General features: G+C 34.7%; 20 protein-coding genes. 12 read left to right on the top strand and 8 right to left on the bottom strand.

The window, feature by feature from the left end; all coding sequences use genetic code 11:
- From dxs to rpmA, 6 genes are all read left to right on the top strand, one after another.
- A complete protein-coding gene (gene dxs, locus KF816_05485) occupies nt 1-1,917 on the top strand; it encodes a 1-deoxy-D-xylulose-5-phosphate synthase (GenBank protein ID MBX3007467.1) in 1,917 nt (638 codons plus the stop codon).
- The gene (locus KF816_05490; GenBank protein MBX3007468.1) at nt 1,914-2,918 is read left to right on the top strand and encodes a Gfo/Idh/MocA family oxidoreductase; all 1,005 of its coding nucleotides are present in this window, start codon (nt 1,914-1,916) and stop codon (nt 2,916-2,918) included. The genes dxs and KF816_05490 overlap by 4 nt, the downstream gene beginning before the upstream one ends.
- A gap of 1 nt (nt 2,919) precedes the next feature.
- Nucleotides 2,920-3,606 carry a response regulator transcription factor gene (locus KF816_05495; GenBank protein MBX3007469.1) on the top strand — a complete coding sequence of 229 codons (687 nt, stop codon included), beginning with the start codon at nt 2,920-2,922 and terminating at the stop codon, nt 3,604-3,606.
- The gene (locus KF816_05500) at nt 3,599-4,630 is read left to right on the top strand and encodes a two-component sensor histidine kinase (GenBank protein ID MBX3007470.1); all 1,032 of its coding nucleotides are present in this window, start codon (nt 3,599-3,601) and stop codon (nt 4,628-4,630) included. The genes KF816_05495 and KF816_05500 overlap by 8 nt, the downstream gene beginning before the upstream one ends.
- Before the next feature lie 86 nt (nt 4,631-4,716).
- A complete protein-coding gene (gene rplU / locus KF816_05505) occupies nt 4,717-5,025 on the top strand; it encodes a 50S ribosomal protein L21 (protein ID MBX3007471.1) in 309 nt (102 codons plus the stop codon).
- Nucleotides 5,026-5,042: 17 nt separating this feature from the next.
- A complete protein-coding gene (gene rpmA, locus KF816_05510; protein ID MBX3007472.1) occupies nt 5,043-5,303 on the top strand; it encodes a 50S ribosomal protein L27 in 261 nt (86 codons plus the stop codon).
- A 64-nt stretch (nt 5,304-5,367) separates the two neighbouring features.
- On the opposite strand, the gene mdh is transcribed toward rpmA, so the two are convergent.
- The 6 genes from mdh to KF816_05540 all read right to left on the bottom strand — a co-directional run bounded on the left by mdh (nt 5,368) and on the right by KF816_05540 (nt 12,206).
- Nucleotides 5,368-6,333, bottom strand: a complete 966-nt coding sequence (gene mdh / locus KF816_05515; protein ID MBX3007473.1) for a malate dehydrogenase — start codon at nt 6,331-6,333, stop codon at nt 5,368-5,370.
- 55 nt (nt 6,334-6,388) lie between these two features.
- The gene (locus tag KF816_05520; protein MBX3007474.1) at nt 6,389-6,802 is read right to left on the bottom strand and encodes an ATP-binding protein; all 414 of its coding nucleotides are present in this window, start codon (nt 6,800-6,802) and stop codon (nt 6,389-6,391) included.
- A 69-nt stretch (nt 6,803-6,871) separates the two neighbouring features.
- A complete protein-coding gene (locus KF816_05525) occupies nt 6,872-8,767 on the bottom strand; it encodes a hypothetical protein (protein ID MBX3007475.1) in 1,896 nt (631 codons plus the stop codon).
- Nucleotides 8,768-8,779: 12 nt separating this feature from the next.
- On the bottom strand, nt 8,780-9,751 hold the full coding sequence (locus KF816_05530) for a hypothetical protein (protein ID MBX3007476.1): 972 nt from the start codon (nt 9,749-9,751) through the stop codon (nt 8,780-8,782).
- Nucleotides 9,735-11,132, bottom strand: a complete 1,398-nt coding sequence (locus tag KF816_05535; GenBank protein MBX3007477.1) for an MBL fold metallo-hydrolase — start codon at nt 11,130-11,132, stop codon at nt 9,735-9,737. Before KF816_05535 ends, KF816_05530 begins: the two co-directional genes overlap by 17 nt.
- Nucleotides 11,133-11,162: 30 nt before the next feature.
- A complete protein-coding gene (locus KF816_05540; protein MBX3007478.1) occupies nt 11,163-12,206 on the bottom strand; it encodes an AI-2E family transporter in 1,044 nt (347 codons plus the stop codon).
- A 164-nt stretch (nt 12,207-12,370) separates the two neighbouring features.
- Between KF816_05540 and pta the strand changes: the two genes are divergently transcribed.
- Together pta and KF816_05550 are read left to right on the top strand one after the other, a co-directional pair.
- The gene (gene pta / locus KF816_05545; GenBank protein MBX3007479.1) at nt 12,371-13,354 is read left to right on the top strand and encodes a phosphate acetyltransferase; all 984 of its coding nucleotides are present in this window, start codon (nt 12,371-12,373) and stop codon (nt 13,352-13,354) included.
- A 199-nt stretch (nt 13,355-13,553) separates the two neighbouring features.
- A complete protein-coding gene (locus KF816_05550; GenBank protein MBX3007480.1) occupies nt 13,554-14,045 on the top strand; it encodes a glutathione peroxidase in 492 nt (163 codons plus the stop codon).
- 48 nt (nt 14,046-14,093) lie between these two features.
- On the opposite strand, the gene KF816_05555 is transcribed toward KF816_05550, so the two are convergent.
- Nucleotides 14,094-15,164: an alkaline phosphatase gene (locus tag KF816_05555; protein ID MBX3007481.1), complete on the bottom strand. Its 1,071-nt coding sequence runs from the start codon at nt 15,162-15,164 to the stop codon at nt 14,094-14,096.
- Between the two features lie 62 nt (nt 15,165-15,226).
- Nucleotides 15,227-16,294 (bottom strand): branched-chain amino acid aminotransferase, encoded by a 1,068-nt coding sequence (locus tag KF816_05560; protein ID MBX3007482.1) that lies wholly within the window; start codon nt 16,292-16,294, stop codon nt 15,227-15,229.
- 139 nt (nt 16,295-16,433) lie between these two features.
- On the opposite strand from KF816_05560, the gene KF816_05565 reads away from it, so the two are divergent.
- Genes KF816_05565 through KF816_05580 form a run of 4 tightly spaced genes read left to right on the top strand, consistent with a single transcriptional unit; the run spans nt 16,434 to nt 20,492 of the window.
- Nucleotides 16,434-17,285, top strand: a complete 852-nt coding sequence (locus KF816_05565; protein ID MBX3007483.1) for a universal stress protein — start codon at nt 16,434-16,436, stop codon at nt 17,283-17,285.
- Entirely contained in the window at nt 17,282-18,964 is a 1,683-nt protein-coding gene (locus tag KF816_05570) for a cation:proton antiporter (GenBank protein ID MBX3007484.1), read from the top strand. The genes KF816_05565 and KF816_05570 overlap by 4 nt, the downstream gene beginning before the upstream one ends.
- A 24-nt stretch (nt 18,965-18,988) precedes the next feature.
- Nucleotides 18,989-19,762, top strand: a complete 774-nt coding sequence (locus tag KF816_05575; GenBank protein ID MBX3007485.1) for an ABC transporter permease — start codon at nt 18,989-18,991, stop codon at nt 19,760-19,762.
- Between the two features lie 7 nt (nt 19,763-19,769).
- Entirely contained in the window at nt 19,770-20,492 is a 723-nt protein-coding gene (locus tag KF816_05580; GenBank protein ID MBX3007486.1) for a sugar transferase, read from the top strand.
- The last annotated feature ends 1,059 nt before the right edge of the window (nt 20,493-21,551 follow it).

Raw genomic sequence — 21,551 nt, forward strand, 5'->3', positions numbered from 1 at the left:
ATGATTGATAAATCAAAATATGAATTGCTGTTTAAAGTCGATTCTCCTGCCGATATTAAGAATTATTCTATACATGAATTGAAAACGCTCTGCTCCGAAATTCGAGAATATTTGGTGGATGTTATTTCACAAACCGGCGGTCATTTTGGAGGCGGTCTTGGTACAGTAGAGTTAACTGTAGCGCTCCATCATGTCTTTAATACTCCTAATGATTTAATTGTTTGGGATACTGGTCATCAAGCGTATCCCCATAAAATTATCACAGGGAGAAGAGATCAGCTAAATACAATTCGTCAATTAAATGGCCTTAGTGGCTTCCTGAAACGAAATGAAAGTGATTACGATGCTTTTGGTGCGGGACACGCGTCAACCTCAATTTCTGCCGCACTAGGTATGGCCGCAGCAAGGGATATTCAAAAATCTCTCAAAAAGGTAATTGCAGTTATTGGCGATGGCGCAATGACGGGCGGTATGGCTTACGAAGCAATGAATAATTCTGGTGTACTTAAAAGCGATTTGATTGTTGTACTCAATGATAACAATATGTCCATTTCCCAAAATGTTTGGCAAATCTCCAATTATTTTAATGAGATGATTGCTCATCCTGAGTACAATAAATTTAAAGGCGCAATTTGGGATTTAACAGGTAAACTTGACCAATTTGGAGATAGATTGAGAAAAGTTGCCGCTCGTCTTGAAACTGGTATAAAAGCTGTTATAACGCCGGGTATGCTTTTCGAAGCGCTCGGATTCCGATACTTTGGTCCTATAAATGGCCACAACTTAAATCAATTAGTGAAAATATTTAATCATATTAAAAATTTGAATGGTCCAATTTTAGTTCACACTCTAACTGAAAAAGGAAAAGGATACAAACCGGCTGAGGGACATGTTCAAAGATTGCATGCCTCAACACCATTTGATAAACATACCGGGCAAGCAATAAAGAAACCGGGGGCAGCCGAAGCTTATACTGCAATATTTGGTAAAGCTTTAGTGGAAATTGCAAAGCAAGATGAAAGAGTGGTTGGGGTAACCGCGGCAATGCCCGATGGAACTGGTATGGATTATATGCAAAAAAATATTCCTGGTAGATATTTTGATGTTGGAATTGCAGAAGAGCACGCAATAACATTTGCGGCCGGCATGGCTACTCAGGGAATAATTCCGGTAGTGGCAATATATTCTACTTTTATGCAGAGAGCCATTGACCAAATAATTCATGATGTGGCACTCCAAAAACTTCATGTTGTTTTTGTATTAGATAGGGCGGGATTAGTAGGTGCCGATGGACCTACTCATCACGGTTCATTCGATTTATCTTATCTCCGATACATCCCTGGTATTGTTTTAATGGCTCCCAAAGATGAAGCTGAACTTCGGGATATGCTTTTCACCGCTGTTAAATATGAAAAAGGACCAGTGGTAATAAGGTACCCGCGCGGTTCAGCTATTGGTGTAAAACTTAACGAAAACTTTACATCAATTGATCTGGGAAAATCGGAAATTATCAAGTCTGGAAATTCTGTTGCTCTACTTGCGGTTGGCAATATGGTTGAATACTCTAAAACTGCGTCAAAAATTCTTGAAAAAGAGGGTATCGAGTGCGAAATAATTAATATGAGATTTATTAAACCGCTGGATTTACAGAGATTGGATGAAGTTGCTAGTAGATTTGAAAAAATTGTTACTCTGGAAGAAAATTCAATTATTGGAGGTTTTGGTTCGGCGGTTGTTGAATACTTTGCGGATAAAAATTATAAAAATGATATTATTAGAGTTGGACTGCCAGATAATTTTGTGGATCATGGTACACAAGAGGAATTGCACAGAATTTTGGGCATCGATCCGGAAGGAATTGCTGAACGGGTAAAGGTTTTTATGCAAAACAGTATTAATAATGGAGTATTAGTTTGAGCGATAGAACTAAAATTGGATTGGTTGGGCTAGGGGGAATTGCTCAACTTGTTCATCTGCCAATTCTAACTAAATTGCCTAATGTTCAAATAGTTGCGGTTTCTGAGATTAATAAAAACCGTCTCATTTCAGTATCCGATAAATTTGATATTTCCAATCGCTACGAAGACTATAAGCAAATGCTAGCCTCAGAAGAATTGGATGCGGTAATTATTGCAACCCCTACCAATACTCATAAAGATATTGCACTAAATTGCCTTGCAGCAGAGAAACATCTTTTGATTGAGAAACCAGTTTCAGTAAATCATTTAGAAGCTGCTCAAATAATTAAAGCTGCAGATAAAGCCAAGAAAAAAGTAATGGTAGGGATGAATTTGAGATTCCGCCCCGATTCGATGCTAATGAAAAGTTTAGCCAATAGCGGCGAGCTCGGAAATATTTTTTATGTGAGATGCGGTTGGCTTCGCAAACAAAGCAGCGAGGAAAAATGGTTCTTGAATAAGGAGAAATCGGGGGGAGGCGTAATCTCTGATCTTGGAATTCTCGTACTCGATTTGGCACTCTGGTTTTATGGTCATCAAAAAGTAAAAAGTATATCTGTTCAAAAGTTTTCACATCAAACCAAAAAAGTTGAAGATTCCGCAGTTGGACTGCTACGCATGGAGACGGATGAAGTAATTAATTTTGAGGTAAGCTGGGGACTTCATTCAGAAGCGGATACATTCAAAATGACTATTTATGGCACAAAGGGTACTGCTCATCTAAACCCGCTTCGGGCTTATAGGAGAATGGAATCGGGAAGAATTGATTATACACTATCTGGTTCTGCTAATTCTGTAAATTTATTCAAGAAATCTTATGAAAATGAATTAAAGCACTTTATATCAGCAATTAGAGAAAATAGCCCTATTATTTCAACCATAGAAGAATCATACTCTATGATGAAATTGCTAGCTTCCGTTTATAAATCTGCCGAATTAAAAAAAGAGGTAATTATATAAAATGAAGTATAAAATATTATTAGCTGATGATGAAAAAGATATAGTTGAATTTCTAAAGTATAATTTGGAAGAAGAGGGTTTTAATGTGATAACCGCATATGACGGTAAGGAAGCGCTCGAAAAACTTTCTCAAAAACCGGATTTAATTTTGTTAGATATTATGATGCCCAGAATGGATGGGTATGAAGTATGTTCAAAAATTAGAGCAATGAATGAATTTAATAATGTACCAATAATATTTTTAACCGCTAAAGTGGCTGAGATTGATGAGGTTCATGGTCTTAATATTGGAGCTAATGATTTTATTAAAAAACCAATTTCGCCAAAAACTTTAATTGCCCGCCTGAAAGCTAATCTTAGAAAGAAAGAGTCTGAATCTCCCGAACCGGAAGTAATAAGCATTAGTATCGGCCCTCTTGAAATTAACCGTGAAAAATATACTGTTGAATTAAATGGTAAATCAATTGTGCTACCAAAAAAGGAATTTGAGATACTCTCATTTCTATCATCCAATCCCGGGAAAGTATTCCCTCGTGAAAAAATTTTGGGAGAGATTTGGGGAGACGATATTTTTGTTGTTGAACGAACAATTGATGTACATGTCAGAAAGATCCGTGAAAAATTAGGTAAATATTCCGATCTAATCGAAACTATAAAAGGTGTTGGTTACCGGTTCAAAGATGTTTAAAAAAATAAAAGAAAATTATTACAGCGCGCGAATTTTTTCACCGGTAATCTTTTCAATAACCGCACTTTATCTACTTTTAATAATCTCAGTTAGTCTCTTCTCCGAATTTAATTTAATTTTTCTTCTTGTCACTTCATTCTTATTTGTGTCATTACTTCAAATTATGATAGGCCGGAAGAGAAAAAATGAGTTGAATGCAATTAAAAATGTGATCTCAAGAATAAGGAAGAATGAGATTGAAAAACCAAGTGATATTGAACTTAGCAAGAACCTAGAAGAGTTGGAAGATGAAATACAGGCGATGTTTTTTAGAACACAGAGCGATATTGCTAATCTTAAAAAATTGGAGCAGGTGAGAACAGAATTTTTAGGGAATGTATCTCATGAGCTCAGAACCCCAATATTTGCGATTCAAGGTTTCATAGAAACTCTCCTTGATGGGGCAATTAATAACCCAAAAGTGAATATAAATTTTCTGGAAAAGGCCAAAAATCACACACTCAATTTGAATAATTTATTGAATGATCTAATTGATATATCGATGATCGAATCGGGGCAGATGAAATTAAGCTATCGATACTTTAATATTTTTGAGTTGATTGATTCCATGGTTCATGAGTTTAAGTCGAATGCAGAAAATAAAGGTCTTGAACTGATATTGGACACCTTTGATAGAAATATGCAATTATATGGAGATAAGCAGAGAATCCGGCAGGTGTTGAGCAATCTATTGACTAACGCGATTAAATACACCGAAAATGGTTTTGTAAAAGTTGGGGTTGAGGAATTACCTTATTCCGGAAGGGTCTATGTTCAAGATACAGGATTGGGAATTTCTGAGCATGATCGACCACGAGTGTTTGAGAGATTTTACAGAATAGATAGAGATCGTTCTCGTGAGATGGGTGGAACCGGCTTGGGATTAGCCATTGTGAAGCATATCCTGGAAGCTCATTCTTCAAAAATTGAGCTAAATAGTAAAATTGGAGTGGGCAGTGAATTCTATTTTTACCTAAAAAAATAGAATATGAGTAAATCGACAATTTTATTGACAATTATATCCTGCAATACCTATATTTACGGCTCAAAATTTGAAGTATTGGAGGATAAATGTTTGCGGTTGTTGATATCGCCGGGCAACAGTTCAAAGTAATGGAAAACAAGAAGTATTATGTTCCTCGTTTAAAAGCTGAACCCGATAGTAATGTAACTTTTGATTCTGTTCTTTTATTAAATAATGATACTACAACTACAATTGGAACACCTTTCGTTCCTAGTGTAAAAGTTGAAGCAAAAGTATTAGAACACCTAAAAGATGATAAAGTGATTGTTTTTAAGAAAAAAAGAAGAATTTCTTATCGACGTAAAAAAGGTCATAGACAACAATTAACAAGAATAGAAGTTACTAAGATAGCTTAGTAGCGGAGGATTTTATAATGGCACATAAAAAAGGTCAAGGTTCATCAAAAAACGGTCGTGATAGTAATCCGCAATATTTAGGCGTTAAAGCTTGGGGCGGACAGAAAGTTACAGCCGGTTCTATTTTGGTTCGTCAAAAGGGAACAAATTTTCATCCAGGCGAAAATGTAAAATTAGCCGGTGATCATTCTCTTTTTGCTACAATGGATGGTTTTGTGAAATTTGAAGTTAAAAGAAATAACCGAAAATATATCAGTATTAGTGATACAAAAAATTAATTAAGTGTTTATAGTTAACAAAAAACCCGCAAAAGCGGGTTTTTTGTTTTTAAATTAAATTATTCTAAAATCCTAATCGTTTCATATCTTCAACCAAATCTTTAACAGCTTTAACTGAGTGGTCAAAAGCGGCTTTCTCTTCTGAATCTAAACCAAAATCAATTATTTTCTCTACACCATTACTACCTAAAATTGCAGGAACTCCAACATAATATCCTTCAACTCCAAATTCCCCGGTTAAGTATGCGCACGTGGGGAGTATCCTTCTTTCATCGTAAATAATAGCTTCTGCCATCGATACCGCTGATGATGCTGGAGAATAAAAAGCCGAGCCAGTTTTGAGCAAATTTACTACTTCACCTCCAGCTTGTTTTGTTCGTTCAACCATTGCTTTCATTACTTCTTTGGCTTTTTTAACATCTCCATATTTTCGCTCCAACAATTCCATTACCGGGATGCCATTCACATTCGCATATCTAACAATTGGTACCATCGTATCACCATGACCACCAAGAACCATTGCATTTACATCTTTTACTGAAACTCCTAATTCCCACGAAATAAAAGTAGCAAACCTGCTTGAATCGAGTACTCCAGCTTGACCAATTACTCTCTTGTGAGGAAATCCGCTTACTTTTTGAAATAATGTTACCATTGCATCTAAAGGATTAGAAATAATAATAACAATAGAGTTTGGTGCATATTCTTTTACATTCTCGGCTACAATCTTCATGATATTGGAATTAGTGGTTAGTAGATCATCACGACTCATTCCAGGTTTTCTAGGTAAACCTGCGGTTACAATTACAACATCAGAATTTTTTATGTCAGAATAATTGTTGGTTCCAAGCATGTTAACATCAAAACCATCAACACGCGAAGCTTCAACTATATCTAATGTTTTACCTTGAGGTAAATTTTCGACTATATCAAATAATACTACATCACCCAATTGCCTAATTGCGATAAGCTGCGCTAAAACACCCCCTATTTGGCCGCCTCCAATTAATGCTATTTTTTTTCTTGCCATTTATTCTCCTATAAATTTTAAATAATACCGAATATAATGATGATTAAATATCAAACTACTTTAATGATATTGAAAGAGATACTTCTGTTCCGGAAGGGGTAATATTGTAAGTTAGGCCGTCGAGAAAAGATTTCATGATATGAATGCCTCGTCCGCTATCCTTTAAAATATTCTCCAGCTTTGTAGGATCGGGAACTTCATCAAGTTTAAAACCCTTGCCTTGATCTTTAATTTTTACGAGGAATTCGGAATCGCTGATTACTACCTTTATATTTATCTTTTTTTCTTTATCAAGCCTATTTCCATGAGACATTCCATTGGAAGCAGCTTCAGAAAAAGAGAGAGCTAAATTATTGATCTTTTCTTCGGGTACATTATGTGTTTTAGCAATTTCAACTATATAATTCTCTAATTCCGGCAGTAATTCCGGATCGCTAATCACATCCCTTTCATAAACTATATGAGACAAGTTTATCTCCGAATATTCATTAAGTATTAAAATATAACTACAAAACAATAGTCGCAACTAAAGTGCAAATTATAAAGCATATTTTAGCTTTAAATTCATATTAAACAATTCTCGCTTCAAGTTTTTTTCGGACCTGATAAATTCGTACCAGGCATTTAAATAAAATTCTAGTAGTTCCGAAGATTCATAACTCAACTCTAAAATTGGGCCTATACTTGTATAATCGGTCAACTTAGTTTTATCAATCCCTTTGTTGAAGCTGTAAGTAGATATCAGAAAAAATCTTGTCCCGCAGGCAATGGAAAATTTATTTATTAAGAAGGAAAGTTTTGGCTCCGCAAATATTTCATTTATGAATCGCTGAGGTTTGTTCGAAAAACTTGTCCACTTAAAATCCCCCTGTTCTGAAAGTTTTAAATATCCATTTATATGCAAACTTAATTTTTGCGCTAAATTAATTTTCGTTGAATCTCGAAAGATGAATTGCCTGAAGGAATAGCTCTTAAAATTTGGATTGAATTCTTCATAATCGAACACTGTATAATTAGCCAATACCTCGGCCGAATTTGTGGAGGAAATTAGTTTATTTGAGAACCTACCACCACTTGTAAACTTTATAACCCTCTGAATATTGTTATTAGAACTTCTCTCAGAAAATATATAAACTATCTTGTTCATGCTTGCTTCAATTGAAGCAAAGATTTTAAATGCCGGATTAAAAATTCTTTCGTATTGCAATTTAGAAATAGTTAATAGTTCATCTCTGTCATCAAAGTTTTCGGAGCTTGGAGTGTCATATTTTAATTTACGGTGAAAGAAACTCAAGAAAATTCGATCATTTCTCGATAAATTATATATTGAGGACAAGGCTAGATTCACTAATTGCGAAGTGTTGTTTTTTTGAAATTCATTTTGCTGCCGGTTTAAAAAGTCTGACTCAAGGATACCTTCCAATCTTCTCGACTGGTGTCTCTCATTCCGTTCAGAAAAATTAACCCGAAAAGCAAACTGCAGCGGATCGCTGTTATACTCGGATAACAGATTCAAATCAATTTTTAATTCATTAATTCTTGAATCGTTGAAAGAACTTAAGTTTCGTAAGGAGATATATCGTGTATTTCTCTCAATATCCCTCCAGCTTACTTTACCATTAACTTCCAATGAGAATGGTGAGTCGGTTTGAACCAATCTAAGTCTGTCCTGAATGTAATAATTAGTTTCTGTACGGCTTTGTATATTGTTTCTAACCTCAAATAATTCGGATACAATTGGATCAGCTGAGAAGTAAAAATCTTTTCTCTGCTGATTAAAATAGCCGGATAAAATATTTTCAAAGCTCTGATCAAAATTACTGGTCAAATTTACCAATGCTAATCGGTAATTATTTTTTCTGGGGGATATGTCTTCATTCAGAACTTTTAAGTGAGAAGTTAGCCCAAACTCACCAATTGGAAGTTCATCAATACTTAATTCAGAACCATAAACATAACCATTATCCTGCTCGCCAATTTGATCGTTGCGGGATAATCCAACAAACGGAGAGAGTTCCATTCTCTCGATGGGAGAGTATTTTAAGAACAATGATCCGTTGAACTGCATAGTTTTATTTATAGATAAATTTCGGTCATCCACATACAAATTATTTTTAATTGATGAGCCTGTTGAGAAGTATTGATTAATTTTGTACGAAACAAGCATTGAAAAGTATTGCTCATCTTTAATGTTTTTAGTTGAGGTATTAGATATAGTGGAATTAAAATTCTCTCTGAGTCCAATAAAAAAATTATTAAACGAGAAGTTATAACCGAACAAATTGTAAAAATTATAAGTATTGAGTTGTTTATCTGTTTGACTTAGTATCACTTTTTGTGAGTAGAGATTTGGTGAAAATGCGGCGCTGTCTTTCTCAACCTGTGCTGAAACTGAGTAGGCAATTAGAATCAGTATTATAGAAATTTTTTTCAATAAAATATTCCGTTATGGACTTAAATAGAATCTACGCAATTGACTTATACTATTATATTCACTTGTATTATTGTAATACGCTGCAACACGCCAGAGATAATTTCGATTTGGTTCAATTAAAACGCCGGTCAAGTCTAATGTTATATCCTGGTCCGGAGGTTTTAATCCAATATCAAATTCTTTATATATAGTTGAGTGTTCACTCAATTGTAAAAATAGTTTATAAGATGATGGTAAACTTGACGAACGAAAAATAAACTTACCCAAACTTTTTAATTCAATAGAGTTGGCTGGTGAAATGAGTTGTGGGGTATTCAGTACAAGATCCGAAACCGGAAGTGTGGCGCTACTTTTAAGCCCTCCTTTGTCAACAGATATTATTCTGTAGTAATAATTTCTTAATAGGGAAACATTGGTTGTGTCTCTTAAAAGCAATGCTTTTGAAATATAATTAGGTGTTCTGCCGGGTATAATTTCGGTCAACAATGTATCGCGGAATATCTCATAATGGCTTATGTCACTATCCACAGAGGCGTTCCATTTTACCTCTAAATATAAATCACCATCAATATTTTTACCGTTAACTTTCACAAATTGAGGGCGCAATGGGGGATAAATATTTTTAGGGGTTGCATAAACATAGTCGCTCAGTTCACTTTCCAGTTTTTGCAGATTTACACTAGAAATTTTATAATAGTAAGTGACATCATATTCCAAGTTGGTATCAACAAAATAGTTTTGATTGACCAAGGCTATATTCTTATAATCGGAATTGGATACTTTACTTCTATAAATTTTATATGAAATCCCGCTACGCTCAACTTTATGCCATTCAATTCCAATTTGTCCATCGAAGGCATCATAAATAGCTACAGAAATTGGAGGCGGAGGAACTGATTGTTCATCGGGAACATCTGTTATTTTTTCTCTGCATCCCCAAAAGATTAGGATACTAAAGAGTATAAAATTATATAGAAATCTCATATCCTTTTTGTGGGATTACAATATTTCTAAATCCAATTTCTTCCAGACTTGTTCTAAAAATCTCCTGTTGATCAATTTCACCATGAACTAGAAATAACTTTTGCATCCGGCTTTTATCAAAACTTTTGCAATAGCTCAGTAATTCTTCAGCATCTGAGTGTGCGCTAAAAGATTGCATTACAATAACCTCGGCTTTAACCTGAAATTCATCTCCGAAAATTCTAACAATTTTTTCTCCATCTATTAACTTTCTTCCTAAAGTATTTACAGCAGAATAACCAACCATCAAAACAATATTGTTGGAATTTTCAATATTATTTGCTAAATGATGCAAAATTCTTCCAGCCTCGCACATCCCCGAAGAAGATATAATTATGCATGGTCCTTCAACATTGTTTAACGCTTTAGAGTCTTCAACATCGGTGATATATTTTAATTTACTAAATCCAAATGGATCTTCATTTTTGAAGAGGAACTCACTTGTTTCTACATCAAAACATTCGGGATGAGTTCTAAATACAGTAGTCGCATTAACAGCTAATGGACTGTCAACAAATACCGGAATTGATGCGGCTTTTTTTGAATCAAAGATTCGGTGTAACGAGTAAACCATTTCTTGTGTTCTTCCGACACTAAAAGCAGGGACTATTATTTTCGCTTTTCTTTTAATTGCTTTATTAATTACTGCCGCAAGTGCCTCTTCGGACTGATCAGCCTTCTCGTGAGTTCTTCCTCCATAAGTACTTTCGCAAATAAAAAAATCAACATTCTCAATTTTTTCTGGATCTCGAAGTATAGGTAAGTTTGGTCTTCCAAGATCGCCAGAAAATCCGAGTTTAATAATTTTCCCATTCTCTTTAATTGTAAGAAGAACAATAGAAGAACCAAGAATATGTCCGGCATCATAAAATATTACTGAAATACCCTCTTCCAATTTTTGCTCTTGATGATAATTAAGCCCTACAAATCTCTTTAATGTTTCTAATACGTCGGCTTGCACATAAAGAGGTTCAAATAAATTTTGTTTATTCTTTTTCCTTTTCTTGTTAACGAACTCAACATCTTTTTCCTGAATATGCGCACTGTCAATCAGCATGTACGAACATAAATCTCGGGTGGCAAAAGTTGAATAAATCTTCCCTTTAAATCCTCTTTTTACCAAAGATGGGAGATTACCAGCATGATCAATATGTGCGTGCGAAAGAATAACAAAACTAATTTCAGACGGATCAAATAAGTCGAAATTTTTATTGATCTCGAAAGCTTCTTTTCTTTTGCCTTGATACATACCGCAATCGAGTAAAAATTTAATACCATTAGCTTCAACTAAATGCATAGAACCGGTAACAGTTTGTGCGGCACCAACAAATGTGATTTTCATAATATTTTGCCTTTGGTGTGAGAGTATAATTTACATCTTTATAATTTTATAATTCTTATAGCCAATATAAATTTCACGCGATGCTGTTTTTACCACGGTTGCTGTAGGAACCGCTAAAAGCATTCCAAAAATGCCAAGTAATTCACTACCAATAAGTATAAGTAGAATTATTACTATTGGATGAATGTCGGTACTCTTTGAAAATATTTTTGGCTGAAGAAAACCATTATCAAGTGTATATATAATAGCAAAGAGCAAAACAATACTTGGCAGCATCGAAAAATCACCAAACTGAATTAACGCAATAAGTAATGCGGGAAGTCCTCCAATCACGGGTCCGAAATAAGGAATTAAGTGTCCAATTCCAGCTATAAACCCGATTGAAGTAGAATTATCTATCCCAAGAAAATGTACGCCAACGCCAATACAGAATCCGACAATTGCTGCGTCAAAAATCCAGCTTCGAACAAACTTGCTGAGCTGAATTGTAATTTTTCTGAGTACAGCATAAGAGACTTCAAAATATTTATTAGGCATTAGGTCAAGTATTCCGCTGAATAAAGCTTTTTTATCTTTCAGCATATAAAATGTTAAGAAGGGAACAATAACCGCGATCGCTAATATTGAGATGAGATTATAAATAAATTCGCTAATGTTACTAACAAAGTTTGTGAAATAGTTTTGGATGAATCCACCAGCCCTGCTGGAAAGATTATAAGAGCCGATAAATGGAATTACCTTCTCAATCTTAGATTCAATTTTGAGCAATAGGATATTGATATTATCTTGGGAGAAAGCTGACGAGATATCACTGAATTGATTTAAAATTTTGGGTATGACAAGTGAAATACCGGCATAAATAAAAAAGCCCATTGTTATAAAAACTGAGAGAGTTGCCAAGCCCCGGTTAAATCCCCGTTTTTCAATAAAAGTAACGAGAGGATCAAAGATTAAGGTGATTAGAACCGATACTATAAGTATGGCAAGTATATTTGCGAACAGATAAATTCCGGCGAGCAAAACTATAATTGAAGCAGAAACCGCAATAACTCTTTTTGTTCTTGTAGTGCTCATAAAGTAAATTATTATATTTTCATTTTATGCTAATATTTCCAAATATAAATCAAAACGCAAATCTATTATTAGTCGCCGATTTTCCTCAAAAATAGGTGGGAAGTGGTAGAGAAAAAAGTAAAATAACTATATTTGAATCACAAAATAATTATTAAAGGATAAACATGGCTGAAATTGAATTATTAAATCAGATTAGAGCAAGAGCTGCTCAAAGAAAAAAAACTATCGTTTTACCCGAATCGCATGATGAAAGAGTTCTTAAAGCCGCTGAAATATTAACTAAAGAAAAAACGGCTAACGTAATTACAATTGGTAATGAAGAAAAAATTAGAACTGATTCGGCTAGAATTGGAGTAGATCTTCAAGGAATAAGAATTATTGATCCTGAAAAATCGGATAAGCTCAGTGATTTCACTAATATATTCTACAATAAAAGAAAGCATAAAGGAGTAACTATTGAGCAGGCAAGAGAAACTGTTCTCAGAGATCTATTTTTTGCCGGGATGATGGTTTCCGAAGGAATGGCGGATGCGAGTGTATCCGGCTCATTTGCGACAACTGCTGATGTTACCCGCGCGGCAATTTTTTGCGTTGGAATGTCACCAGGTATATCAATTCTTTCCAGCTTCTTTTTAATGGCATACCCCAATAGAGTTTATAGTTTTGCAGATTGCGCTGTAAATCCGAATCCGGATGCCAGCCAATTAGCCGATATCGCAATTTCGACCGCGGATAATCATAAAAAATTAACCGGAGAAGAAGCATATATCGCAATGTTATCGTTTTCAACTAAGGGAAGCGCTGAACATGAGCTAATTAATAAAGTTAGGCAAGCCACAGCATTTGTGAAAGAAAGAAGACCTGACCTTAAAGTTGATGGCGAGCTTCAGTTTGATGCGGCAATTGTTGAAAATGTTGGTAAGAAAAAAGCACCGGGCAGCGATGTTGCCGGAAGAGCGAATGTATTGGTATTCCCAGATTTAAATGCAGGTAATATTGGTTATAAAATTGCTCAAAGATTGGGCGGTGCTGAAGCTGTTGGCCCGGTAAATCAAGGTGTTAAAAAACCATTCTTTGATTTAAGCCGTGGCTGCAGTGTTGATGATATTGTAAATACCTCTGCAATTGCCTGCTTAATGGCTGATTAATTCTTATATAATTTTTAAGTTAAATTGAAGGTCGCATCATTAAATGGTGCGACCTTTTTTTTCGCTCACTCTATTGAACTAATATTATAATCTTGCCGTTTATCAATAAAACTAAATAGGAGTCTATGTGAAAAAATTATTTATAATATTATTTGTGATTGCTTTTACGGGATTTCAAACTAATGCAAAGGATAAAAAGATGACAGACAACATCAAGGATATAGTGGTCAAGGATATTGATGGAAAAGAGGTCAAGTTAGGTGAGTATTCAGGTAAAGTGCTTTTAATAGTTAACGTTGCAAGCAAGTGTGGTTATACAAAACAATATACCGGGCTCCAAGCCATTTATGATAAGTATAAAGAAAAAGGATTTGAGATACTTGCGTTTCCATGCAATGATTTCGGCGGACAAGAACCTGGTTCTAATGAAGAAATAAAGGAATTTTGCACCGGTAATTTTAATGTATCTTTTCCACTCTTCGATAAAGTTAAAGTCTTGGGTGATGATAAATCTCCTCTATACGATCGCTTAGTTAATAGTAGTAAAGTTGAGAAGGGGGATATCAAGTGGAATTTTGAAAAATTTATTATTGATAAAAAAGGAAACATTGTTGATAGATTCAGAAGTAAAGTTACACCGGAAGGGGAAGAGATTACTAAAGCTATTGAGAGAGAACTAAACAAATCATAATTAGAATTGAGTGAGCATTTTAATAAAAATGAAATGCTCACCCTAATTTTATTTAACTAAATCAATTAATTTTTTCCCCACTTCCCAATTCTCCAATATTCCCACAAAATTTTTCGATGCTGGGCCAAATGAAAAAACACCAACCAGGTTCGCTGTATGAAATTTTGTACCCCAAACAATTCCTAATTTATCCGAATCAGCTTCTTTAGTTCTTATTCCCATCGCACCGGTATCATGATCTGCTAAAACAATTACCAATGTATTTTTATCTTTGCTTGCAAAATTTAATGCTTCATTAATTGCGTTATTGAAATCGATTTGCTCACTATAAAAATAATCCCGGTCATTTGCTTCCGCCGACCAATCAATTCTTGAACCCTCAACCATCAATACAAATCCCTTTTTATTTTTATTCAATGATTTAATAGCATGCTCTGTTAGTTCCCCTAAATTATAATTTCTTTCTTCTCCTTTTGGTAATTGATAACTTCCGAGAAGTGCTAGTAATTTATTTTTATCGGGCAAATTATTTATTTGAGTTGAATCGGTGATTACATGGTATCCCATATTCTTCATTGAATCCGCAATATTCTTATCATCGTCTCTTTTTCCTCCAAGTGATTTGGGCAAAAAATAATCGGTGCCAGCGCCAATTAAAATATCTGTATTACTTTTAGAAATCTGTTCCGCAATCTCAAATTGCTTATGTCGTGAATCCTTATGAACCATAAATGCCGCGGGAGTTGCGTTAGTTAATGAACTTGTTGCTATAACGCCGGTTGATTTTTTTCTCTTCTTTGCAATCTCAAAGATACTTTCAAGAATATTACCTTCAGTGTCAATACCCAGTTTTGAATTTGCCGTTCTTTTTCCGGCGGCAAAGGCGGTTGCTCCGGCCGCTGAATCGGTAACTAATTTATCGGCTGAACAAGTATTTATTAACCCGATATGTTTAAATTTTTTGAATGGATCATTTTTCATAGATAATACGGAGGCCGATACTTGGGGAAGTCCCATTCCATCACCAATAAGTATAATAATATTTTTTGGCCTTGTTGAATTTTGCGCTGAAATGGTGGATAAAAATAATAAAATAGAGATAGCTAATAGTTTTTTCATGTTGATTCCTGTTTGGGAAAAAAGAGGGAGAATATTGAATTCTCCCATTATGAAGGACAAAATTAGATTTGAACTACCCAGCCGAAACGATCCGGTATTGTGCCATATTGAATTCCGGTCAACTCATTATACAATTTTAGAGTTAATTGACCCGGTTCTATATCGCTGAATTGAAGAACTTTATCGTGGTATTTTAATTTACTTACTGCAGAGATAACTGCGGCGGTACCGCTTCCAAAAATTTCTAACAAATCGCCTTTATCGTAAGCTTCAACAATTTCATCAATAGATATTTGTCTTTCGGAAATATTATAATTCCAATCTTTTAGCAATTCGATTACAGACATTCGTGTAACACCCGAAAGTATTGAACCCGAAAGCATTGGTGTGGCAACTTCATCTTTAAAACGAACAAAAATATTCATTGCTCCAACTTCTTCGATATATTTATGTTCAATTGCATCGAGCCAAAGAATTTGTGAATAACCCTCTTTTTTTGCTTCGGTTTGAGCAATTAATCCAGCCGCATAATTACCGGCGGCTTTAGCTTCTCCGGTGCCTCTTTTAACCGCGCGTACATAATTATCTGTAGCCATAATCGGAACGGGTTTAAAACCTTCGGGATAGTAGGGCCCAACCGGACTAAGTAAAATTATAAATTTATACATTTCTGATTGACGCACTCCAAAGCATGGTTCGGTTGCAATCATGAATGGGCGGATATATAAAGAATATCCCGGTTTTTCGGGAATCCAATTTTGATCGAGCAGAATTAACTCTTTAAGTTGACTAATGAAAAGTTCTATATCTACCTGTGGCATCGAGAGCCGGGCGGCAGAACGGTTAAATCTTTCGGCATTCTTATATGGGCGGAACAGTGCAATTTTACCGTCAACTTGTTTGTAAGCTTTCATCCCTTCGAACAGAGCCTGCCCATAGTGGAAAACCATTGCCGCTGGATGAAGCTGTAAATCGGTTAATTTTTTAATTATGGGTTTTTGCCATCCCCCTTTTGTTGAATCGTAATCCATCTCAAAACAATGTTCACTAAAAACTTTACCAAAAACTAAATTATCGGGCAAATTAACTTTTAATCTTTTTTCCTCAACTGCTTTAACTGGTTCGCTCATAATATAATCCCTATTTTAACTACCAAATAAATTTTATTGATTTTAGAATTTGTAACAAATATAAGTAAAAAAAATATACCGTTTGGAAATGGGAAAATAATTTCACTATAATTGTAGTAGCACCAAACAGAAGAAGATTATGTTATTTAAAAAAATTGGATTAGCGCTCACATTTTCGCCAACTAGCATAGCATTACTGGCAGAAGTCAACCGACTGCAAAGACTCTTTGATTCAGAAATTGTTTTAATTCATGCGGGGGAACAGAATTCCGAATCAGAACAAAAAATGAAAAGGATAATAACAGAATCTGGTTTAGATCCAAATTGTTACACGCTTCATTGGAAAAAAGGGGAACCGGTAAAAGTTATTTTAAATGCATGCGAGGAGAAAAAAGTTGATCTGCTTGTTTCGGGCGCTCTTGAGAAAGAAAATTTTTTGAAATATTACTTAGGTTCGGTTGCGCGAACTTTAGTCCGTGAAGCTACCTGCTCAATGTTATTATTACCTCATCCTTTAATAGATCCAAAACCATTCAAGAATATTGCAGTCTCGTTCGATTATTCCGAGCTGGGGGAAAAAACAATTAAAATTTCTCATGAGTTATCCATTATTGAACAGAGCGAAGAGCTTACTATTATTAGAGAATTCCAGCTACCTGGACTTGCGATCACTATTTCAGAATCGGGTTCAACAGACGAAACTGAACTTCAGAAAAAACAAATGCTTGAAGAAGAAGAAATTAGGCTGGGTTTCTTTATTAAGGAACTAAATTTAACCGGTGTGAAAATTAAGCAGGTATGTTTATGCGGTCGGCAAGGTTGGACTGCAAACAATTACGTGCAAGAAAATGGAATGGATTTATTCGTCGTTTCCTCCTCGATGAAGCGATTAAAATTGTTCGATAGAATCTTTCAGCATGATTTGGAGTTTATAATTAAGGATTTGCCCTCGAGTGTCCTTATTATCAAATCGAGCGATTATTTAGAATGAGTTTAAACGAAAACGACATAACCATTTTTTTACTTAGTATTGGAGTGATGCTTCTTTTTGCTCGCAGTTTCGGTGAGTTATTCCGAAAATTTAGGCAGCCGCTCATTATTGGTGAAATAATAGCAGGTATTGTTCTAGGTCCTACAATATTTGGTAATTTATTCCCCTCGGCTTTTTCATATCTATTTGAGAGTTCCACCTCATCATTCACTGCATTGAGCGGTATAACTACAATGGCTGTTGTGATGTTAATGTTAGTCACCGGATTAGAGATTGATTTAGGCCTCACGCTGAGACAGGGAAAAGCCGCCTCCTCAATTAGTACACTAGGTTTTATATTCCCATTTTTAGTTGGATTTGGAATTGCTTACCTCGCGCCAGAAACTTTAGGAATCAATAACCCGGATATGAGATTAGTGTTCGCGCTATTTATAGGTGTTGCATTATCAATAACAGCATTACCCGTCGTTGCTAAAGTATTAATGGATCTTAAAATATTTAAGACTGATGTTGGTTTTGTGATTATTACTTCGGCAATGATAAATGATTTGATTGGTTGGATTATTTTTTCGTTGATTTTAGGAATGATGGGGAAACACGCTCATGGAATGGAACTGCATTGGTTGATTATAACTTTATTTTCATTCGTATTTTTAATTTTAATAGTTGGAAGAAAAATTATTAATCTCTTGATACCATATTTGAATAAATTTACTTCTTATCCCGGAGGAGTACTGAACTTTATTTTTATACTCGGATTCCTCTGCGCGGCTTTTACTGAGTACATTGGAATTCACGCAATATTCGGTGCGTTCATTATTGGAATTGCTATTGGAGATTCAAATCATCTTAAGGAAGAAACTAGAGAGATGATTCACCAATTTGTGACGAATATATTTGCTCCTCTATTTTTTGTAGCTATAGGCTTGCGAGTAAATTTTATAGATAATTTTGATTTACTGCTGGTTTCAATTTTTCTTATACTCGCATTCGTTGGCAAAGTGGTTGGATCCGGATTGGGGGCATATTTCGGTGGAAAAAGTTTTGATGACTGTATGGTGATTGGTTTTGGAATGAACGCAAGAGGAGCCATGGAAATAATATTGGGTTTGCTTGCACTTCAATCGGGTCTAATTACAGAAAAAGTATTTGTCGCATTGGTTATCATGGCTTTGGTGACATCAATTACAAGCGCTCCACTTATGAATATATTTTTAAAGAGAAGGAAATATAAATTTTCCCTTGAGGGACTGCTTAAATCATCTCACACCATCACTACACATAATGCTTCAAAAAAAGAAGTTATCAAAGAATTGTGCGAGTTAATTTCTAAAAAAGAAAAACTAGATGGATATAAAGTATTTAATGAAGTATGGATGAGGGAAGAAGAAATGTCCACCGGCATAATAAATGGTTTTGCTGTACCGCATGCCCGACTGCCAATTCAGAAACCGGTGATTGGTCTTGCAATAAATAAAGAGGGAATTGAATTTGATTCTATGGATAAACAATTAACAAATCTAGTGTTTCTTATTCTTATCCCACAAAATGAACCGGAAATACAACTAAAACTAATTGCTGAAATTTCAAAGAAATTTAATAATGCCGATTTTACTAAAGAATTAATTCAACAAAATGATCCGGAATTGATTATTAAAAAAATAAAAGAGCAAACCTAAAATGCTCAATGGATTCATCATAAGATGGTAAACAAAATCCTACAAAAAATTGGTAAAAGAACACTCGATTTTTTTGAAGAGTTCGGACAGGTATCAATCTTATTCGGATCGATAATAAGGTATATACCCAGAACAATAAAGAAGCCGAGCAATCTACTCTTTCAAATGGAGCATATAGGAGTTAATTCACTTCCATTAGTTTTAATAATAGCTGTTTTTACTGGTGCTGTCGCGGCTTGGCAGGCTGCTTACCAATTGCAAGGATTAGCCCCACTTTCATTTTTAGGTGCCGCAACTACAAGAGCAATCATAACTGAACTTGGACCAGTGTTAACAGCAATTGTAATCGCTGGGCGGGTTGGTGCATCTATTGCCGCCGAACTTGGGTCAATGAAAGTTACTGAACAAGTCGATGCGTTAGAAACTATGGGAATTAGTCCGATTGCCTTTCTTGCCTCCCCAAGAGTTATAGCCACAACTTTGATGATGCCAATATTGGTTTTATTTGCAAATGTAATTGCAACTATTGGTGCCTATTTTATTTCAAACCTTTTTTTGGGTGTTTCATTTAATGTATTCTTTGAATCGGCTCGAAGATTCTTTTTATTAAATGATTTTGTTTATGGATTAATGAAGGGGATGTTTTTCGGGTTAGTAACATCATTGCTGGGGTGCCACATTGGTTTTAAAACAGAAGGCGGAGCCGAGGGTGTGGGAAATTCCACAATCCGGTCTTTTGTACTAAGCTCAGCTTCCATCTTAATTATAGATTATATTTTATGGACGCTAGTTTTTTAGGATTAATATGAAATCCAAATTCAGTAAAATTATTATGGATTATTTTCTATTATTACTCTTTATAATCCCCGCTTCTATACTTACCCTTTTTTTTGCATTTATTCTTTTATTTATGTTTAGAGAAAATCCCTTTTTCTTGCAATATAGAGGCATCACTTTCGGAAATAATTATTTTAGGATGCTAAAGTTAAAGACTATAAAAAATATAGATGTTAATAAACAGAATCATGAAGAGCATACCTTTCTTTTAACAAGCGAACATTATAATTTTTCAAGATTTACTTCCTTTTTAAGAAAAACCGGATTTGATGAATTGCCTCAAATATTTCATGTGATCACTGGAAAGATGAGTTTCGTTGGTCCTAGACCTTTAATGCCAAGCGATATCCAAATAATTAAAGAAAAACATCCAGTTGAATATTTAATCCGCGAAAACTTTACCACTAAACCGGGGATTACCGGTATTTGGCAGTTATTTGGGACACGCAATTCCGGTATCGAAAATTTAATATTCCTTGAAAAATATTATGAAGTGAATAAGTCAATTTTACTTGATTTGCAATTGATCCTAATTACTTTTTATGTAATATTATTTGCGAAAAACTCACGGTCATCCGATGCAAAAATGAATTTTTATAAAAAGCTTTTTTCATTGCCTGGCTCTTCTTTTTTATCGGGAAAAATTATAAGTTTATACCAAGCCAATACTAATCCACAAAATGACTATTAAAAAATATTTTTATCTCGGGATTGACGGGTACAAAACAACTCGGTAGAAGCATCTAAAACCGAAGAACATTTAAGCATTGTTGAATTTTCTGATACAAACAGTAAAGGAAATGCAGCTTCTTAAATTGGGGCTGGGGGTTTCTTGTTAATTAGTCTGATTCATCTATTCTAACGCTAAAATTTAAAACAAATAATCGAATCTTTTTTCTCCATCAATATTCTGAGAGAGGTATGAATATTTTAGAAAAGTAATCTTAACAAAACTAACCGGGGGTTAAAATGAAATGCAAAGGGGGTATAGTATCATTAGTGTTATTAATTACTTCGGTGCAAACCAATGCACAACTATTTAATCAAAACTTTAACAGCAGCTCAATTCTTACAGACTATTTTAGCGTTACACCTACTTCAAATCAGTTCAGAAATATTTCGACTACAAACGAAAACTCAGAAGTGAAAATTGCTGACAATAAGTTGTTTCTTAGAAGATTGGGGACATCAACTACAGTGGCCTATGCGGAGAGAAATGTTGACTTTGCTAGCTCTCCATCTGCATTAAAAATTCAATTTAATTTTTTGGTTTCGGGCGGTTCTGCTGGGACTAATGTGTTCGCTTTAGCAGTAGGGTCAGATGTTGTAAATTCTGGTACAACTCCTACAATAAGCAATCTTTTTGGGAGGATTTCTTTTAATACAACAAGTAATGAGGGGGAATTCAAAATTAGAGATGTGACCAATGGAAAGACGGGCAACAATACTTATTCAGGTTCACAAAATATTTTATGGGTACTAAATAATTCGGGTGGAACGCTATCCTATTTGGCACCTAACGGAAATTATGAATCAATAGAGGATAATAAAGCGGATATTTGGGTTGGAACCACAAAAGAATTTGATGAAATAATTGTTGATAATCCGAATCAAAACTTATCTCGATTTAAATTTTACACAAATAGTTCTTGGACTGTAGGATCGGCAATTACAATTGATGATATTATTATTGAAAATGAATCAGCTTTACCTGTTCAACTCACCTATTTTAATGGGTTATTGCTAAATA

This window comes from Melioribacteraceae bacterium (genome assembly GCA_019638015.1).
Taxonomy (GTDB): domain Bacteria; phylum Bacteroidota; class Ignavibacteria; order Ignavibacteriales; family Melioribacteraceae; genus JAHBUP01.